Source organism: Clostridium sp. YIM B02500, from assembly GCF_022324665.1.
GTDB classification, from domain to species: domain Bacteria; phylum Bacillota; class Clostridia; order Clostridiales; family Clostridiaceae; genus Clostridium; species Clostridium beijerinckii.
The window spans coordinates 1-17,001 of record NZ_JAKGTE010000059.1; the positions used below are offsets into that span (position 1 = coordinate 1).

The following is a 17,001-nucleotide window of genomic DNA, read 5'->3' on the forward strand; positions in this document are numbered from 1 at the left end:
ATTATAAATAAAAATAAGTGCAAATGTATAACCATTTATTTATGGTTTACACTTACACTTATACAGTACCAAATAGAGATAGCGAAAAATCAGGTGAATGATAATAAATAAAAGCTATCTCTTTTTTATTTTAATATGAAGTTATGTTTTAATTATTGACACAGTTTATGGAAAATATACAACAAAATAAATAAACAATATATGTTATAATTGATTTAATATGGAATATGATTATGCAGCAAATTTATGAGTAAATCATAGTATTTCAAAAAGGGTCATAATGGGAGAAGGATTTTGTAATGTATAATCGTGCTTTGTGTTCTATTCATGCTTGTAATAAAAGAGAACTTGATAAAGCCCCTAAAAATTGCCCAAGTCTTGATGAAAAAATAGAAGAAATTAATGAAGTCTACAAAGAAAAAGATAATCTTTATATAACTGTAATTTAATATAATTGATTAGATAGAGGTGGATAATGAAAACAGTAGTAATCTATAAATCTAAAACAGGCTTTACAAAAAAATATGCGAAGTGGATTGCAGAAGAGCTATCAGCAGATATTTTTAATGCATCAAATGTTGATATTAATATTTTGAATAAGTATGATACTATAATTTATGGTGGAAGTTTGTATGCAGTAGGCATTATTGGGATAGGATTAATCAAAAAGAACATTAACAAAATTAAAGATAAGAGGTTAGTAGTGTTTACAACAGGAGCATCACCTTTAAGAGATAATGTTATAAACGAAGTAATAAATAAAAACTTTACAGTAGATGAGCAAAAATATATCAAATTCTTTTATCTAAGAGGTGGATTTAATTATAATAAGCTAAGTTCTTTTGATAAATTTCTTATGACATTATTAAAATGGAAAATAAAAAATAAGAAAAAGGAAGATTTATCAGCAGATGAAAAAGGAATGCTTGCTATTTATGATAAACCAGTAGATTTTACAGATAAGAAGAATATAGGGAAAATAATAGCTTATGTTAATTCGTGAGAGTAAATAAATATAAGTAACTGTAGATTTATGATTCAAGTAAAAGTATTAAATTTAGGAGATTAGTATGGATGTAATAAGAGCAATAGAAGAGCGTAGAAGTATACGAAAGTTTAAAGATAAGGTAGTACCAAAAGAAATAATAGAAAAGATCTTAGAATTAGCAACTAAAGCACCGTCAGGAAAGAATCGTCAACCATGGAAGTTTATTGTTGCCCAGGATAACACAAAAGATGAGATGGTAAGAATTATGGAGAATTCACTACACCAGAATAAAAAAGAGGATAAATCTACTGGTAGCCTGGAGTCAAGTATGAATTCAATTAATGAAGCATCGGCAGTAATCTTAGTATTTAATACTTTTTCTAATATTGAAGAAGATTATAATCATCATAGATCACTTACTGATACTCAATCAATTGGGGCCGCAATACAAACAGTTCTTTTAGCAGCACAGGATTTTAAACTAGGAACTCTTTGGATTTGCGACATATTTTATTGTGACAGAGAAATATGCTCATGGTTAAATTGCAAAGATGAACTTGTAGCAGCAGTAGCAATTGGATATCCAGATCAATCACCATATCCAAGGCCACGAAAGCCATTAGAAGAGGTTGTAAGATGGATATAAATTTTGTGGGGCTAAGTAATAAGTGATTCTACGGTAAGACTTATGATGCTTGGTGTTTTGGTGGAGATGCTTCGATTGCAAATAAACTCGCAAAACTAGTTGCAAATGGTATTAAAACAGCAACTGCATCAGCGTATCAGCTATATGAAATTGAAAACAGTCCTCTGCCAGCAGTGGGTGGTTTAAATATTATATTAGACACTGATAATAATGCTGTTTGCATAACTAAAACGACCAAAGTTCATACTTGTTCATTTAATGAAGTGTCAGAAAATCATGCACTTAAGGAGGGAGAAGGAGATTTGTCCTTGGCATATTGGAGAAAGGCACATAAAGATTTTTTCTCAAAAGAATTAAAAGAGTATGATCTTGATTTTGATGAAAATATGGTTGTTGTTTGTGAAGAATTTGAATTAGTATGTAAATAGATAGTTGGTATAAAGTCGATAAAAATGGATTTTATTTTGAATAATAGACCAATGAAAGTATCTAAAATAATTGATAAGTCATTATATAAATATAGATAAAATCTATCGTTGACTTACAACAAATTTTTATATATAATTTACTTAAAAAATAAATAAGAGCTTATACTTTCATCACCGGATGATTGTATTATAAGGCATACAAAAGCCAGCCGTAGGTACGGTGTGTTTTCACACTATAAGGTTAGCTTTTGGATGCCTTTTGTTTTGAAGGAGGTCGCAAAATGATAATTAAAGAGTATAACTACTTGCCAGAAGAGGCTAAAAAAATAAGAGTAGAGGTGTTTGTAAAGGAGCAGGGCTTTGTTGAAGAGTTTGATGAAATTGATGGAATTGCTAAGCACATGGTTATGTATGAAGGAGAACAGCCAATTTCAACCTGTAGAATCTATTTTGATAGTAAGAAACAGTCATTTATCATAGGAAGAGTAGCTGTTTTAAAGGAATGGCGAGGGAAAAATATTGGGGCAAAAATACTTAATGCTGCAGAAGATAGTATTACTCGAGAAGGTGGAAAAAGCGTAATGTTGTCAGGACAGGCACGAGTTGCAGAATTTTATGAAAAACAAGGGTATGAAAAGCAGGGAGAACCTTATTTAGAGGAAGATTGCCTACATATATTGATGAAAAAGAATTTAGATTAATATAGGTAAATGAAATAATTACAGTAAAAGATGAAATAAACAAAAAGTAAGACGATTATATGATTCATACTAGAAGGTTATTGGGGAATGTAATCCTGCAATAATATACTATATGCTATTTAGGTTTAGATGTATAATTCATGAGAATACTTTGAAAGGGGCTTGATTCATGAATATTACATCTTTTCTTATTTACTGTATTATTGTTACAGTTACGCCTGGACCTACGAATATTGTAATATTGTCTACGGTAAATAATTGGGGGACAAAGAAAGCAATGGAGTATACATATGGAGCAACTATTGCGTTTGGTTTATTACTTATTATTTCAGCTATTTTAAATACTGCACTTATGGCGGTTTTGCCAAAAATTCTATGCATCATGCAGATAATCGGAAGTCTTTATATTCTCTATCTTGCTTATCAAATATGCAAGATGGATACATCAAAATCAACTGCAAAAGAAACGGCAACTTTTTTATCGGGTTTTCTTATGCAGTTTGTAAATCCAAAGGTCGTATTATTTACAATGACAGTAATTCCGAGTTTTGTTATGCCATACTATACTAAACTATCTACTTTAATGGTATTTGTTGCATATATAACAATTATTGGATTTGGTGCATTTATTATATGGGTACTTTTTGGTACAATCTTTAAGACATTTTTGCAGAAACATCAAAAAATTGTTAATATAATTATGGCATTATTTTTAGTTTATTCTGCAATAATAGTATCTGGTGTAGGCGAGCTGATTAAGGGGTGATCTGTGTGGACAAATTTGTATATAAAAAATCAGCAGGTATTATCGCGTTATCAGCAAGTTTTGCTGACTTTAAATATAAGAAACACTCTCATAAGGAATATGCAATAGGTGTAACGTTGCGAGGCATTCAGCAGTATAACTTAGATGGAAGCTTGCAATTATCTTATCAAAATGGTGTTATGCTTTTTAATCCTGAACAGCCACATGACGGAATGGCACATGATGAGACAGGTCTTGATTATATTATGTTATATATTGAGCCAAAATTATTTTTAGAGAGTATTGAAAAAAAGGATATAGTTCGTTTTTCTTCTCCTATTATTTATAATTATAGACTTGAACGACAAATATTAAATCTTTCTAATGCAATATTAAGAGGAAAAGATGAAGCATTGTGTAGTGAATTTTTTTTATCTCTTGCAGATAGTTTTACACAAACTGATCTTTGTATAAGTTACAAGAAAGAAAATGCTTTAATCAAAAAATCAAAGAATATGATTTATTATAACTTAGAGAATGTATTAAGGCTTGATGATATTTGTAGAGAGCTTAATATGTCAAAATTTCAGTTTATTAGATTATTTAAAGCTAATACTGGAATTTCACCATACCAATATTTTCTTAACTGCAAAGTAGAAATGGCAAAAAAGTTAATAGAGAAAAATAGAGATGTTTATTCAGCAGTAGCAGAGTGTGGTTTTGTTGATTTAACACATTTAAATAAGCATTTTAAAAGCATATATGGAATAACAGCATTTGAATATTTATCATACTTAAATTAAGGTGATTTTTCTATGACTTTTGTTAAATATAAAAATGCCCCAATAAAGGGGCATATATGTATGTGATAATTAATATTTATGGGGGATTTATATCATGCTCTAATATATCTTAAATAATACATAATATAAATATCACATATTTAGAATTAAATAGATCAAAAATGGAGTTTTGATTTGATTATGAAGACATTCTAGTTTGTGGATATTTCATAAAATTATTCATGTAAAAAATAATAAAAGCCCCTAAAATAAGGGGCCAAAAAGTGAATGGATTAAAACAAAAAAGTAACTATGAATTAAGGGTAACCAAGAGAACAAAAAAATAACACTCAAGAGGTTTCCTTTAATTATATGAAGGGGAAGTTTAAATAATTCTAAATATTAATAAATAATTCTTTGCATAAAAAAGACCCCAATAATGGAGTCAAAATGGATTTCGTAAATAATAACATAATGAGAAGCAATCATAGTATATGCGAGTTAAAAATAATTATTCATATGGGGGGGAACATTAGGCGAGATATTTAATAGAATCTACTTTTTACATATTGGTTTTTCCCACCATCCAAATGCGACTACTACCTTATCAATTGTTAAATTTGATGATTTTATAATTAGAGTATAGTTTCCACCTGGAGCTTCTATAAACTTTCCATCTTCCTCACCTACTAATGTTGTATTAGGAGGTACTATTCTTTCATATACATTAACTCCATCTTTAGGAACAATTCTAGTAGACTCAATAAATCTAATATCTACCTTGTTTTTTGGTATTGGCTTTAACGCAGTGTTGGTTGGAGAGGTCTTACGGGATACACAAGCTTTTTCAGGAAAACTAGTATTTAACCATATTTGGGCAGTTAAATAGTCATTAGATAAATTTGAAATAGTAAATACATTTGCATATAAATTAACATCTGAATTACGTGGATTTACTAAACCAGCCCAGGCATTTGAACCATTACCAACAAATAAAGTTTCTGTCTGGCCTACAAAGTATCTTCCTCTCATTGATTTATATAAAGAAATAGGAATGCTAACTACTTCTTGTAATTTACCACTTTTATTATCTAGTATATAATTACTATTATTTTCTAACATAAATTACATCTCCTACGGATTAATTTTTATAAATAGTACCATAGAGTTTCTTTATATATATAATATTCCGTAAATGCATAAAATGCTTATGTTATTAATAAAAGTAAGCCATAGCGCTGTAGGTATAGTATATATTTTATAATTACTTTACTTGCGGCAATATTTAGTTCTATATTCAGACGGAGAACAATTCCTGTACTTTTTAAATACTTTTCCAAAGTAACTTATGCCATTAAAACCTACATCGAGAGAAATATTAGAAATGGAATCCTTATTTTTTAGAAGTAGCTCTGCTGCTTTTGAAACTCTATATTCCATTAAGTATTCAAAAGGAGTTACTTTCAAAATTCTTTTAAAACTTCGACAGCACTCACTTTTGCTGATATTTGCAGCTCTTGCGATACTATCTAGATCAATATTATCTGCATAATTCTTTTGAATATATTGCATTGCCATTTTCACACGTTCATCATCATTTGATGCTGAAGGTACAGTTCTTTTAATATCTTCATTTATTTCTTTAATTAAGTTTAACCAAACAATACTTAAATAATTTTTCATTTCTAATTCATATCCATATGATTTTTTATGAGATAATATAAAAACTTGTTCCAGATGCGCTAAGATTCTTTTTTGCCAAGGAACGTCAGGTTTTAAAGAGAGAAATTTCAAATTATTACTCTCAATAATTGGAGATAAGTACTTTTTTTCAATAAGTGATTCTTCACTTCCTCCAATTAAAGTTGAATCAAAATCAATGGAAAACATCATGCAATCGATATTTTCATATGGTTTAATTTGATGAAGTACATTTGAATTTATCATAATTCCTTCACCTGGAGATAATATTATATCTTCATCTTCAATAAAAACTACTACTTTATCATATAGTGAATATGAAAATTGTACTTCCTTATGCCAATGCCATCTTATATATCCATCTTCAAACAGATTAAATTTGTCAGTATAAATTGCTAGTGGAAAATCATGAGAACCATGTTTTACTGTTTCTTGCAAATTATCATTTACTTCTATTCTTGTTGCTTGCATATTTATCATCTCGCTAATATAGTTTTAATTTTTGACAATATATTAATTGTTTAATGCCATAAATAATAATAAAATTATTACATATTTGTTATATTAAATCAATATAATTGCAATTAGCTAAAATATATATTGCAAATGATTATATGTGTTCCAATTCATAATGCACATTTAACAATACACAATTACGGCTAAAATTCTTGCAATATTTTTAGAATTATGGTGAAGAATTATTTTTGCAGTATATATAAGTTAATTAAGAATAAATACAAAAAGGAGGAAGTATAGTGAACTTTCAGCCAAGGATAAAAGGAATAATCCTGGTAATCATAGGAGCCATGTTATGGGGGATATCAGGTACTGCTGCTCAATACTTATTTCAGAAAAAGGGATTTAGTCCAGAGTGGCTTGTTGTAATACGTTTATTATCATCGGGAATAATTTTATTATTATATACTTTTATGAAAGGTGAGCAAAATATATGGAAAGTATGGAAAAGTAAGAATGATGCTTTGAGTCTTATATTTTTTAGTATATTAGGCATGCTAGGTGTACAATATACATATTTTGCAGCAATTAAATATGGGAATGCAGCAACAGCAACAATACTTCAATATTCATCACCAGTAATAATTACTTGTTATTTAGCCATTCGTAATAAAAAAATTCCAAAGCTTAAAGAAATTATTGCTATTGGACTAGCAATGCTAGGGACATTTTTTATAATTACAAAGGGGAATATTCATAGTATATCTATTTCAAGGTTGGCATTGTTTTGGGGAATTGCATCAGCATTTGCAGCAGCCTTTTATACTTTACAACCTCGCTTACTTCTTAGAAAATGGGGATCCATATTAGTAGTTGGGTGGGGGATGTTAATAGGAGGAATATCCTTTAGCTTTATTGAGCAGCCATGGAATTGCACTGGAATTTGGTCTACTAATTCAATATTAGCTATTATATTTGTAGTATTATTTGGAACGTTAATTGCTTTTACTTGCTTTTTAGAAAGTTTAAATTATATAAAGCCGACAGAGTCAAGTATATTATCATCAGCTGAACCTTTATCGGCTGCTATATTATCTGTATTATGGTTACATGAAGAGCTTGGAATAGCACAATGGATTGGAACGGCATGTATTATAACTACAATTATAATTTTGTCTCGTATAAAGCAATAAAAAGTTGTTTCAATATAGAATGAAAATTAGTTCAATATATCAGCATATTAATACAAAATGCTTAAGTAGATTAATAGATAGCTGGATGACAATGAGTCGGCAGGTATTGATAAAATCATAAGTATACTCATTAAGAGAATTCTAAATTACCCGTAGTAACTATTATAATTATATCCCCATAATTTAGCGGTTTCATGATATATTTGCGAGAATTAGGTTCAAAACGAATTAGCTCCTGTATTAATTGAGTGCTATCAACTATAAGAAGTATGGCTCTACCAGAAGAATTATTTTCAACATTATAATCAATGCCTGCTGATAAGCCTGAGTCTTTTAAGGTATACAGCCCTTGAGTTAAAGTTTTACTAGCAGCAAAAGCATTTACTGTATTTATGCTAAGTAATAAGAATAAAAAAATAGAAAATGTAATAATAAATTTTTTCATTATACTCACCACCTTTCATAATTTATAGTATTTGAAAGCGGTGAAATTATATTCAAAATATATTGTGGCAAGTTAAGAAAAATAGACTATTACAAAATTCTAAGAACTGATTTAGAAAATTATAGCTTGTCATACAATTGACATATTCATCTAGTATTATAAATTTATAAGATAGTTAATCATTATTTACCCCTTATTAAATAAATGATAACCAGTATTTAGAATGATCTATTACACCCTAGTAGATTATTCTTTTTTTTTGCCTTCATTTACTATGTAATTATAGTAGTGAGCTATAGCCATGTCCACTATAGTACTTACATAGGTATTTAAGTCAGGATGTCTGCTCTTTAATTCATTAACTTTTCTAACAGTAGAAGATCTAAGCATATAAGTTCGTTTAATATCTAGGAATTCACCATCAATAGGTGGAGCCATGCCATTTGCTAATGAAACTTTTCTATTATCTGCAAGGATATTAGAATTAGATGCTTTAACATTTTGGGTAGATGCTGCTTCATCATCAAATGAGATGATTAGAGCAGGATTATTAGATTCAATAGACGAGCCATTATTACTGTTATTGGACATAGCAATATTTTTTTCATCTTCATCATCATCAAATGAAAAAGATGAAATACACTTGCCAGAAATGACTGGTTCAGGTGTAAAACCAATTATTTCTTCATTCTCATCTGGAGCAAAATCATTTTTTAGTGGTTCATTTTTTTTATTTTACTCATAAGTGTTCTCCTTTACTAAATGTTATAATAAATTTTTTGTACATTCTTTCTATAAATGATAACAGAAAAGAAATGTATGCTTCTAAATATAAAAGATCAAATGAAAGAGTTCTGTTAATCACATGCAAAATTTGGATCTTACTTCTTGCAGGATAACTTTTTTGAAGAGCTATTTTGAATTTTCAGCTATCTCACTTAGGATATATGCAGAAATAGAAAAAATTCTAATATTCTTCACAATATTTATTCTAGAGAATAAATATTCTCTAGAATATTACCATAGAAGAATATATATTCTTCAGAATATGCTTGAAAAATGCGGCTTAAGGAGAGGTTAGTATTTAAATTGACAACTTTTAGTGGAGTATAATATATGATTGAATTTTTTAGAAGGGAATAAAAAATAATTAAGGCAATGATAAATTAATATGAAATAATTATTTATGAAAATAAATGTGGGAGGGAGTAAATGAAAAAAATATTAGTTGAGTCATCTAGAACTTGGTTAGATAGTGGTACTGTAATTAGGTAAAGTTTATAAGCTCAATTTTCTGTGACTATAAAAATATATATAGCACATCTGTTAACATTTTTATTTTATGGTTTGATTTTTGATTTAATAAGACATGGAATAAAAAAGAAGAGGCTAATAAATAATTGAGAGTGAATTCTAATTTAATATCAAAATTTAGTTAAATAGCATAATTAAATTTTTAATATTAGATTATTTATTGAGCAGTTTGCTTACTAAAATTTCAAATATAAACTTATTATTGAAAAGCATTATATCCAAAGAGATAGAAATTTAAATATATTTATAAATTTATATTAATTTAGCGAGGAAAAAAGTCAAAGCGTGTGATACTGCTAAGTGAGAGGTTTATAAATACGGTGAATTTGCGGAAAAAAATACAATATTCAGCACTTTATTTGAAAAAAATTAAATTTTTATGTTGACAACCTATAATATGTAACATATAATAAACAAGCAGATTAGTTGCGGGTATCGTATATCGGTAATACTCCAGCCTTCCAAGCTGGAAAGGTGGGTTCGATTCCCACTACCCGCTCCAAAAAAATAAAAAGTTTGCAACATAATAAATAATATGCGTTTTTAGCTCAGCTGGATAGAGCAACGCCCTTCTAAGGCGTGGGCCAGGGGTTCGAATCCCTTAAAACGCACCATATAATGGTGAACGTAGTTCAGTTGGTAGAGCGCCAGTTTGTGGCACTGGTTGTCGTGGGTTCGAGTCCCATCGTTCACCCCATGTAAAACATTAGTAGGCTGCAGGGAAATTGATTTAGTTTAATTATTTGCAAAAGCATCCTATTATGATTATTATTTTGGTTCACTAGCTCAGTCGGTAGAGCACATGACTTTTAATCATGGTGTCCCGGGTTCGATTCCCGGGTGAGCCACCAAATTGTTTAACCTAAAGTAGAGAAGGTATAGTTAAATATACTTTGATGCTTTAGGTTTTTTATTATTTAGGAAAGAAAAATTATAATCAAGTCAAATTTATAGATGACTTTGTAGGCAGAGGAAATATATAGCCCAAGAATTAGTTTTTTGTATTATTTAAGTTTATGCTATCTCTCGTAAAGGTTAAGAAAAATGATAACTTAGAATTAAAATGCGAAAATTTGAAATTCATGATAGCATATATAATAAAAATAACAGCTCTAAGGTAAATGTTAACCTTGGAGCTGTTAGATTTTAATAATATACTGTGATGTTATTAAATATTTTTCTTAAAATAGTTTTCTTTTTTAAAATAGCTGTAGAGTAGCACATATCTTTAAAAGCAGCATATTCACTAACAGTATGATTCTTATAAAATATAAAATTTATAAGTTCAATTTCTTCTTCGCTTAAATTTCTAAGAGCTAACTTTAAATCCTCACAATCACAGATTTCACATAATGAAGCCTCAATAGATATTTCTTGTGAAGGGATATCTTCTTCAAAACTAGCATTAAAACTTAAAGCATCATGACTGTCAGTAGAACTTCTGAAATTTGTTTTTCTAATCAAATCATTTACATTATTCTTTATTGCATTAGTAGCATAAGCAACAAACCTATGCTTCTCCAAATTATACATGGAAACAGATTTAAAAAGTGATTTATAACATTCCTGCTGAATATCGTAGGTGCTGTATCCATCAACAAAAGTTTTCTTTGAAATATTATAGATTAAAGGCTTAAACTCATCAGTTAATTTTTCTTTTGCGGTTTCATCATTATTTTTACATCTTCTCACCAGTTTTTCAATATAATCAAAATCCATATGAACCTCCTTTCTCACTTAATGGCTACAAAATAAATTAATTAATTTACATATGTTGTGTTCATTGTTAAGTTAATTTCTACATGTAGATATACGGCCGAGAATGTACATTTTACATAAAAATAGAAAATAAATTATATTAATTTATTGTAGATTGGGTTGAAGTAAGATTTTTATTAGAAATAACAGTCTTTTATGTGTGATTTATTCATCTAAATACAATAATGCATTTATGGAAAGTTTTGTAATACGATTAATTACGTGGATGACTAAGAAATGTTAGTAAGATAAGTTTTCTTATCTTTTGCAAGAATAAATAGTAGTGAGAATTGGTTGATTAATAGATAAGAATGGGAACAATAAGAGATTTAATGTGCTTAGAAGTATTTACATATATGATGTAGAAAATGTGTTTGGATACAATATGAAATTTAGTATAAAAAGAACTGTGGTAAAAAATAAATACAAAAATTATTTGGAAATAGGATTTTTGAATAAATTAAATTTGAAAAGTGTAAGAAAATAGTGGGAAATATTCATAAGAAATCTAGGCAAAAGGATAAAAAATGCGGCATAATAATAGTAATAGGCTATTTACTATATAGATATAGCCTATTACTATATTTTTTAGAAAAATGTAAAAACAGTATTATTAAAATGGACATTATGTCTGTAATGGGAAGCTTTTGCTAAGTTTTTTTGAGCATTTAAGAGCAATCTAGTTTTTTACAGAAAAAGTAAGGTGTAAGCAGATTGTATACACTAATATAAAATATATTGATTTAGCAAAGGACAATGATTTTATATGGAGTGGTTTGAGCAGGTGTGCTCTTAGTTGCAGGCCCATAGACAACAATTAGGTTTCTATTCCCTGGATATCTATTAAAGGCCTGATTGTTTGTTAGAATTATCTCAGTAGATTCGGCTATGTTGAGCTTTAAATTTCCATCGCTACTTATAAGTAGATAGTCAAAATAATCTACAGTAACATTTTGATTTTCTGTGTTTTTTGCCATAACAATTGCAGGATATTGCGGAGGATAAATAAGAAGAGCAGGTGCGTTTGCGTCAAAGAATCCAGTCACCTCGTCTCCAGCCACTACCATTTCATGATCCACAAAATAAGTTCCTGGAGATATCACAAAATTTACTGGTCCCCTTTCAATGCTTTCGAGTGACATTAATTTATAGCAACCTGCTGATTCATCATCTTGGGTTGGATAAAAATCCTCAATCATTGTAATGGTACCACTAATGGCCGTAAAACTTTGTATTGTATTTCTCCAATTTGCATTGAAAGAGAGGTGAGCTACTTGATTCATGTAGTAAGGACAACAAGGAAATTGTTTATTATACATGTATTGTATTCTCCTTTATTTTGATGTAGTTATAAGTCTCATTATAATAGTATATTAGCTACGTTGAGAAGTGTTACTTAGTGTCAAGTAGATATATATACGAAGAGTAAACTTAGTCTGTTAATTTTAAAAGATATTTATCAAAAGCTTTTTAATCTAAGTATTACTTTTGCAAAGAGACTAAAATAGTCATTTAATTGATCACAATAACATTGGTAAAAAAACGAGCTGGCTTCTTTTTTATTACTACTGAAACCCACATATGAATAGGAAATGTTTTTGGTATTTTAAAATATATATTATGTATGGAGTATATCATCAAATAAGCTTTGAAAGTAGTAAACCTATGTAGAGGTATATAAGCTAATAGATTATAGAAAATGAGGTGTTAATCGATGATAAGTAATGAAGATATGAGAATTAGTAAATTTATAAGCCTTATACTCAGGCATAAACCAGAAGAAATTGGATTAACTTTAGATGAATACGGATATATTAATACTTCTGATTTAATTAAGGGATTAAATAAAAAAGGATATAAGGTAACAATTTCAGATATTGAAAGAATTGTTGTAGAAGATGGTAAACAAAGATATTCATTTAATAATGATAAAACTAGAATTAAAGCGAACCAAGGTCATTCAATAAAAGTTAATCTTAAATTGCAAGCTGTTAAGCCACCTAAAGTATTATATCATGGAACTGCAAGCAGGTTTATAGATAGCATATGCAAAGAAGGTATTAAAAAACAGAATAGACAATACGTTCACTTATCAGCTGATATAGAAACAGCAACAAAAGTAGGTAAAAGACATGGAGAATTAGTTATATTTAAAATTAACAGTGAGCAGATGAATAAAGATGGATATAAATTCTTCCTATCTGAAAACAAAGTGTGGTTAACTGATTATGTTCCAGTAAAATATTTTGAGGTTTTTAGAACTAATTAGAATCCATATAATTCTATAAATAACCAGAGTTAGTTGTCAAAAATCAAAAATAATAACTAAAGCTAAAGAAAATTTAAATTTAATTGATTTTTATGTTTACAAAATGGAAGAAAAACTTCTTTAAGTATATGTAAAGCAAATGAGTTAGCTAACCTCAAAGGCTTAATTAAAATTATTTTTATATTTTAGGAGGAAAAAATTATGGGTTATTTAGGAATTAACATGTCAGGATCAAGTATACCAGTATATTCTACAAATATTGAGGATAACACAAGAATAGGAAGTTTGGGATACAAAGAACGATTTGCAGTTACAAGCAGTGGACCAATTGCAATAGTTATAAAGTTTGTAAATTCTTCAGGGAGCTGGGTTGATGGTAGATTAGATCCAGATGCTGATATTAGTGATTGGTGTGAATATTTATTTAGATCAAGCGCAATACCAGCTGGATATTTCCGCACTGATAGTACAGTAAGAATGTATGATTCATCAGGAAGTTTTCAAGCATCATATCCGGCAGGAACAGTAGTAGTACCATATACTGAAAGCAGATCACAAAATGGTACAAGTCACCCAGATTATCTTAGAATCAGAGCATTATATGATAGAAATGGAAATCAAATTTCTGATGATACTTATGGTATGTTCATAGATTGCAGGATAAGATATAATTCTGGTAATACTCCTGTTTATGGAAATTGGAATTAACAAGATATTTTATTAATTTAAAATAGAGGACTGTAGTAGATTTGTTATTATGCAAATCTTACTACAGTCCTTCTTTATTGTTCTGTTATTTCTTTCATATAATCTATTCCAACGATAGTATTATTCTTGGAATTTGGGGTGAAACCAGAATTATGAGATTCGTCATAATCATATGCAAGACCTAATACAAAATTACCTTGATTAGAGGAGTAAACTATATGAGTTTTTCCAGTGGAATTATCATATTTATTTCTTATTTCTTTTATATCATTAGGCAACACGCTTTTAGCAAGTCTTATTGCATTTTCATAAGTTACTTTTGTTGGATTTACTTCACATGCATAGGTATAATCAGTTAATATATCTTTGTATTTTTTATTATCTACATTAGGTATTCCAGCTTCACTGCCAACAAAGCTATTTTCAGTTTCATAGTAAGTAAGAGAAGAATTAGTTTTATCATAATTCAGTTTAGATTTATCCACTTCTTTATATCTTTTATCTCTTTCAGTATTATCTCTTTCTTCGTTTTCTTCAAAAATTGACTGATCTCTTGGAGAGTTTCCACGAGTTTCAGAATTATCATTTTTATTTGTATCTTTACTTGATTCTTCAGTTTTATTTTCAACTGTAGTTTGGTTTTTATCAGAATTATCATTTTTACCTATTGAGTTGCAGCCAATAGCTGTAAAAGATACTATAATTAATGTTGCAAGTGTTATGTAATTAAGTCTTTTCAATATATGTCCTCCTTATATAGCTTTAAAAAATAGTAATAAGAGATTTAAATATTAATAGTCAAACATTTAACATGATATTAAAGCTTTATTATGTTAAGCTTTAAAGTAAAAAATTGTATAATAAAATGTTAACATATAATAATAAAAATTGGAACAAGGATAGGTGGAGAGATTTACGGAAATAAAAGGATATATTAGTTGCTATTAGGCTTAAAAACCTCATTAAATAAAAATTATAAGAAAATTATAGGTAAACTAGAGAAAGTGTGTAAGAAATTAAAAAAAAGAAGGCTTATAATAGTAAGTGGGAACAGAAGATAAGTTCCCTCTCATAAATATTAAATCTCATATATAAAAAGTATCTAGCTTGTTAATTACAGGCTGGGTACTTTTTTGTAATGGAAGTAATTTGTGAAAAGGTGGTGAGTGCTTGGCAATGAAATTTTAAAAAGCAAGCAGAAAATAAAATAGGGATTACAGGAGGAGGTTCATGATTAATGAATTAATTAATTCAATTAATGAAATGTTAGTTGAAAAATTCCCAAATACAAAAATATATACATCAAAGCTAGAGAAGGAAATTGTAAGACCTTCTTTTTTTATTCGCTACGTTACCAGCAGGCAAGCAGACTTAAATAGAAATAGTTATATGAATACCATAACTATGAAGATTATTTACTTTGGTCCGCTAGATGAGCTTATGAATGTTGATTTAATAGCTCAAAATGAAGTTTGGGATGCAATGAGGGAAATCTTTAGTGATGGATATATAAAGGTACTAGGGAGAACTGCAAAGATAAGAAAGTTGAGAGGTAGAGCAAAAATGTCAGAAATACACTTGAAACTCAAGATAGATCTTGCACAAGACAGAAACTTTAATGCCCCTCAAAGCCCTAAAGCAGGCACATTTAATTTTAAAATTTAAGGAGGAATAAACATGGGAGAACCATCAGTAGACATTATTTTTAAAGAAGCAGGAATAACTGCAGCAAAGAGAGGAACAAGAGGCGTAGTTGTACTTATATTAAAGGATACAATGCCAGCAAATTATAGTAATCCAATAAAAATGGATACTATAGATGAAATGCCGGAAGCTTTATCAGATTTTAGTAAGGAACAAATAAAACTTGCCATGATAGGATATCAAAATCCACCAAAACAAGTGATTGCTTATATAGAAGCACCAGATGCAGCTAATTATTCAGAAGCTCAAAATTATTTGGAAACTATTAAATGGGATTATGTAGTAGTTCCAAGCATTGGTCAGACTGCAGATGGAAAGGCTGATACGGAGGCAAATATTACTTCAAGAGCAACAGATTTTGCTACATGGATTAAACAATTAAGAAGTGCTAAGGATATTAGAGTTAAAGCAGTACTTCCACATTGCCCAGTTGATAGTGAAGGTGTAATTAACTTTGCTACCGACGATATAAAAACAGCAGCTAGAACTTATACTGCTGCAGAATACTGTTCAAGAATTGCAGGAATGCTAGCAGGAACTTCGCTAAATATTAGTGCTACTTATGCACCACTTGCGGAAGTAGTAGATGTTCCGCATCTAAAGAAAGAAGAAAGAGATGCAGCAATTGATGCAGGAAAATTAATTTTAATTAACGATGGAAAGAAAGTTAAAATTGATAGAGCTGTAAATAGCTTTGTAACTACTATTGAAAATAAAGGTGAAGATTTTAAAAAGATTAAAATAGTAGATATTATGGATTTAATACATGATGATATTAAATCAACAGCTGAAGATAATTATATTGGAAAATATCCAAATGATTATGATCATAAGTGTCTGCTTATTGCAGCTATTAATGGATATTTTGAAGGATTAGAGCTTGATGGACTGCTTGATAGCAGCATTGAAGGTCAAAATATAGCAGAAATTGATTTAGATGCACAAAAAGCTTACTTAAAGAGTCAAGGCATAGATATTTCAGCTATGAAGGATCAAGAAATAAAAGAAAGTAACACTGGTTCACAAGTTTTTGTTAAGGGACAAGTTATTATTTTAGATGCAATAGAAGATATTAAATTTCAAATATATATTTAGACCAGCTAATAATAGTCAAGTAAAAATTAAAAATATATTTTTAATAAAAAAGTGCATGAGAAATAAAC

The 17,001-nt window shown here is 28.9% G+C and carries 19 protein-coding genes and 4 tRNA genes; 16 read left to right on the forward strand and 7 right to left on the reverse strand.

Annotation, left to right across the window (positions count from 1 at the left end; translation table 11 throughout):
* Positions 1-299: 299 nt before the first annotated feature.
* The 7 genes from L1S46_RS25530 to L1S46_RS26585 all read left to right on the forward strand — a co-directional run bounded on the left by L1S46_RS25530 (position 300) and on the right by L1S46_RS26585 (position 4,311).
* The gene (locus L1S46_RS25530) at positions 300-449 is read left to right on the forward strand and encodes a hypothetical protein (RefSeq protein WP_238901339.1); all 150 of its coding nucleotides are present in this window, start codon (positions 300-302) and stop codon (positions 447-449) included.
* 26 nt (positions 450-475) lie between these two features.
* Positions 476-1,003 (forward strand): flavodoxin domain-containing protein, encoded by a 528-nt coding sequence (locus L1S46_RS25535; RefSeq protein WP_238901340.1) that lies wholly within the window; start codon positions 476-478, stop codon positions 1,001-1,003.
* 67 nt (positions 1,004-1,070) lie between these two features.
* Positions 1,071-1,634 (forward strand): nitroreductase, encoded by a 564-nt coding sequence (locus tag L1S46_RS25540; protein ID WP_238901341.1) that lies wholly within the window; start codon positions 1,071-1,073, stop codon positions 1,632-1,634.
* Between the two features lie 74 nt (positions 1,635-1,708).
* Positions 1,709-2,062, forward strand: a complete 354-nt coding sequence (locus L1S46_RS25545; protein ID WP_343217291.1) for an ASCH domain-containing protein — start codon at positions 1,709-1,711, stop codon at positions 2,060-2,062.
* Between the two features lie 281 nt (positions 2,063-2,343).
* Complete coding sequence (locus tag L1S46_RS25550) at positions 2,344-2,763, forward strand: GNAT family N-acetyltransferase (protein ID WP_238901342.1); 420 nt, start codon at positions 2,344-2,346, stop codon at positions 2,761-2,763.
* Positions 2,764-2,932: 169 nt separating this feature from the next.
* Complete coding sequence (locus L1S46_RS25555) at positions 2,933-3,529, forward strand: LysE family transporter (protein ID WP_077856427.1); 597 nt, start codon at positions 2,933-2,935, stop codon at positions 3,527-3,529.
* A 5-nt stretch (positions 3,530-3,534) separates the two neighbouring features.
* Positions 3,535-4,311, forward strand: coding sequence for an AraC family transcriptional regulator (locus L1S46_RS26585; protein WP_077856426.1), 777 nt, complete (start codon positions 3,535-3,537; stop codon positions 4,309-4,311).
* A 534-nt stretch (positions 4,312-4,845) separates the two neighbouring features.
* On the opposite strand, the gene L1S46_RS25565 is transcribed toward L1S46_RS26585, so the two are convergent.
* Positions 4,846-5,412, reverse strand: coding sequence for a DUF6143 family protein (locus L1S46_RS25565; RefSeq protein ID WP_077856425.1), 567 nt, complete (start codon positions 5,410-5,412; stop codon positions 4,846-4,848).
* A 147-nt stretch (positions 5,413-5,559) separates the two neighbouring features.
* On the reverse strand, positions 5,560-6,462 hold the full coding sequence (locus L1S46_RS25570; RefSeq protein ID WP_238901343.1) for an AraC family transcriptional regulator: 903 nt from the start codon (positions 6,460-6,462) through the stop codon (positions 5,560-5,562).
* A gap of 284 nt (positions 6,463-6,746) precedes the next feature.
* Between L1S46_RS25570 and L1S46_RS25575 the strand changes: the two genes are divergently transcribed.
* Complete coding sequence (locus L1S46_RS25575; protein ID WP_236897166.1) at positions 6,747-7,640, forward strand: EamA family transporter; 894 nt, start codon at positions 6,747-6,749, stop codon at positions 7,638-7,640.
* Between the two features lie 130 nt (positions 7,641-7,770).
* Here the strand turns inward: L1S46_RS25575 and L1S46_RS25580 are convergent, their stop codons facing one another.
* Positions 7,771-8,085: a hypothetical protein gene (locus L1S46_RS25580; protein ID WP_238901344.1), complete on the reverse strand. Its 315-nt coding sequence runs from the start codon at positions 8,083-8,085 to the stop codon at positions 7,771-7,773.
* A gap of 246 nt (positions 8,086-8,331) precedes the next feature.
* Positions 8,332-8,766, reverse strand: a complete 435-nt coding sequence (locus L1S46_RS25585) for a hypothetical protein (protein WP_238901350.1) — start codon at positions 8,764-8,766, stop codon at positions 8,332-8,334.
* A 1,061-nt stretch (positions 8,767-9,827) separates the two neighbouring features.
* Here L1S46_RS25585 and L1S46_RS25590 point away from each other — a divergent pair.
* The 4 genes from L1S46_RS25590 (at position 9,828) to L1S46_RS25605 (ending at position 10,250) form a co-directional block, all read left to right on the forward strand.
* Positions 9,828-9,901 (forward strand) — tRNA-Gly (locus L1S46_RS25590).
* Positions 9,902-9,936: 35 nt separating this feature from the next.
* Positions 9,937-10,013, forward strand: a tRNA-Arg gene (locus L1S46_RS25595).
* A 7-nt stretch (positions 10,014-10,020) separates the two neighbouring features.
* A tRNA-His gene (locus L1S46_RS25600) sits at positions 10,021-10,096 on the forward strand.
* Positions 10,097-10,174: 78 nt separating this feature from the next.
* Positions 10,175-10,250, forward strand: a tRNA-Lys gene (locus tag L1S46_RS25605).
* A 295-nt stretch (positions 10,251-10,545) separates the two neighbouring features.
* On the opposite strand, the gene L1S46_RS25610 is transcribed toward L1S46_RS25605, so the two are convergent.
* Together L1S46_RS25610 and L1S46_RS25615 are read right to left on the reverse strand one after the other, a co-directional pair.
* On the reverse strand, positions 10,546-11,118 hold the full coding sequence (locus tag L1S46_RS25610; protein ID WP_238901345.1) for a sigma-70 family RNA polymerase sigma factor: 573 nt from the start codon (positions 11,116-11,118) through the stop codon (positions 10,546-10,548).
* A 782-nt stretch (positions 11,119-11,900) separates the two neighbouring features.
* The gene (locus tag L1S46_RS25615; RefSeq protein ID WP_238901346.1) at positions 11,901-12,476 is read right to left on the reverse strand and encodes a hypothetical protein; all 576 of its coding nucleotides are present in this window, start codon (positions 12,474-12,476) and stop codon (positions 11,901-11,903) included.
* A gap of 395 nt (positions 12,477-12,871) precedes the next feature.
* On the opposite strand from L1S46_RS25615, the gene L1S46_RS25620 reads away from it, so the two are divergent.
* Both L1S46_RS25620 and L1S46_RS25625 read left to right on the forward strand, forming a co-directional pair.
* Complete coding sequence (locus L1S46_RS25620) at positions 12,872-13,426, forward strand: RNA 2'-phosphotransferase (RefSeq protein WP_238901347.1); 555 nt, start codon at positions 12,872-12,874, stop codon at positions 13,424-13,426.
* A gap of 201 nt (positions 13,427-13,627) precedes the next feature.
* The gene (locus L1S46_RS25625; protein WP_087703312.1) at positions 13,628-14,134 is read left to right on the forward strand and encodes a hypothetical protein; all 507 of its coding nucleotides are present in this window, start codon (positions 13,628-13,630) and stop codon (positions 14,132-14,134) included.
* Positions 14,135-14,208: 74 nt separating this feature from the next.
* On the opposite strand, the gene L1S46_RS25630 is transcribed toward L1S46_RS25625, so the two are convergent.
* Positions 14,209-14,874, reverse strand: a complete 666-nt coding sequence (locus L1S46_RS25630; RefSeq protein WP_238901348.1) for a hypothetical protein — start codon at positions 14,872-14,874, stop codon at positions 14,209-14,211.
* 490 nt (positions 14,875-15,364) lie between these two features.
* Between L1S46_RS25630 and L1S46_RS25635 the strand changes: the two genes are divergently transcribed.
* On the forward strand, positions 15,365-15,799 hold the full coding sequence (locus L1S46_RS25635; RefSeq protein ID WP_012059576.1) for a DUF6838 family protein: 435 nt from the start codon (positions 15,365-15,367) through the stop codon (positions 15,797-15,799).
* A 12-nt stretch (positions 15,800-15,811) separates the two neighbouring features.
* On the forward strand, positions 15,812-16,933 hold the full coding sequence (locus L1S46_RS25640; protein WP_238901349.1) for a phage tail sheath subtilisin-like domain-containing protein: 1,122 nt from the start codon (positions 15,812-15,814) through the stop codon (positions 16,931-16,933).
* Positions 16,934-17,001 lie beyond the last annotated feature (68 nt).

Coding starts and splice junctions, on each gene's coding strand:
- L1S46_RS25530 (WP_238901339.1), top strand. CDS start 300: ATGTATAATCGTGCTTTGTGTTCTATTCATGCTTGTAATAAAAGAGAA.
- L1S46_RS25535 (WP_238901340.1), top strand. CDS start 476: ATGAAAACAGTAGTAATCTATAAATCTAAAACAGGCTTTACAAAAAAA.
- L1S46_RS25540 (WP_238901341.1), top strand. CDS start 1,071: ATGGATGTAATAAGAGCAATAGAAGAGCGTAGAAGTATACGAAAGTTT.
- L1S46_RS25550 (WP_238901342.1), top strand. CDS start 2,344: ATGATAATTAAAGAGTATAACTACTTGCCAGAAGAGGCTAAAAAAATA.
- L1S46_RS25555 (WP_077856427.1), top strand. CDS start 2,933: ATGAATATTACATCTTTTCTTATTTACTGTATTATTGTTACAGTTACG.
- L1S46_RS25565 (WP_077856425.1), bottom strand. CDS start 5,412: ATGTTAGAAAATAATAGTAATTATATACTAGATAATAAAAGTGGTAAA.
- L1S46_RS25570 (WP_238901343.1), bottom strand. CDS start 6,462: ATGCAAGCAACAAGAATAGAAGTAAATGATAATTTGCAAGAAACAGTA.
- L1S46_RS25580 (WP_238901344.1), bottom strand. CDS start 8,085: ATGAAAAAATTTATTATTACATTTTCTATTTTTTTATTCTTATTACTT.
- L1S46_RS25610 (WP_238901345.1), bottom strand. CDS start 11,118: ATGGATTTTGATTATATTGAAAAACTGGTGAGAAGATGTAAAAATAAT.
- L1S46_RS25615 (WP_238901346.1), bottom strand. CDS start 12,476: ATGTATAATAAACAATTTCCTTGTTGTCCTTACTACATGAATCAAGTA.
- L1S46_RS25620 (WP_238901347.1), top strand. CDS start 12,872: ATGATAAGTAATGAAGATATGAGAATTAGTAAATTTATAAGCCTTATA.
- L1S46_RS25625 (WP_087703312.1), top strand. CDS start 13,628: ATGGGTTATTTAGGAATTAACATGTCAGGATCAAGTATACCAGTATAT.
- L1S46_RS25635 (WP_012059576.1), top strand. CDS start 15,365: ATGATTAATGAATTAATTAATTCAATTAATGAAATGTTAGTTGAAAAA.
- L1S46_RS25640 (WP_238901349.1), top strand. CDS start 15,812: ATGGGAGAACCATCAGTAGACATTATTTTTAAAGAAGCAGGAATAACT.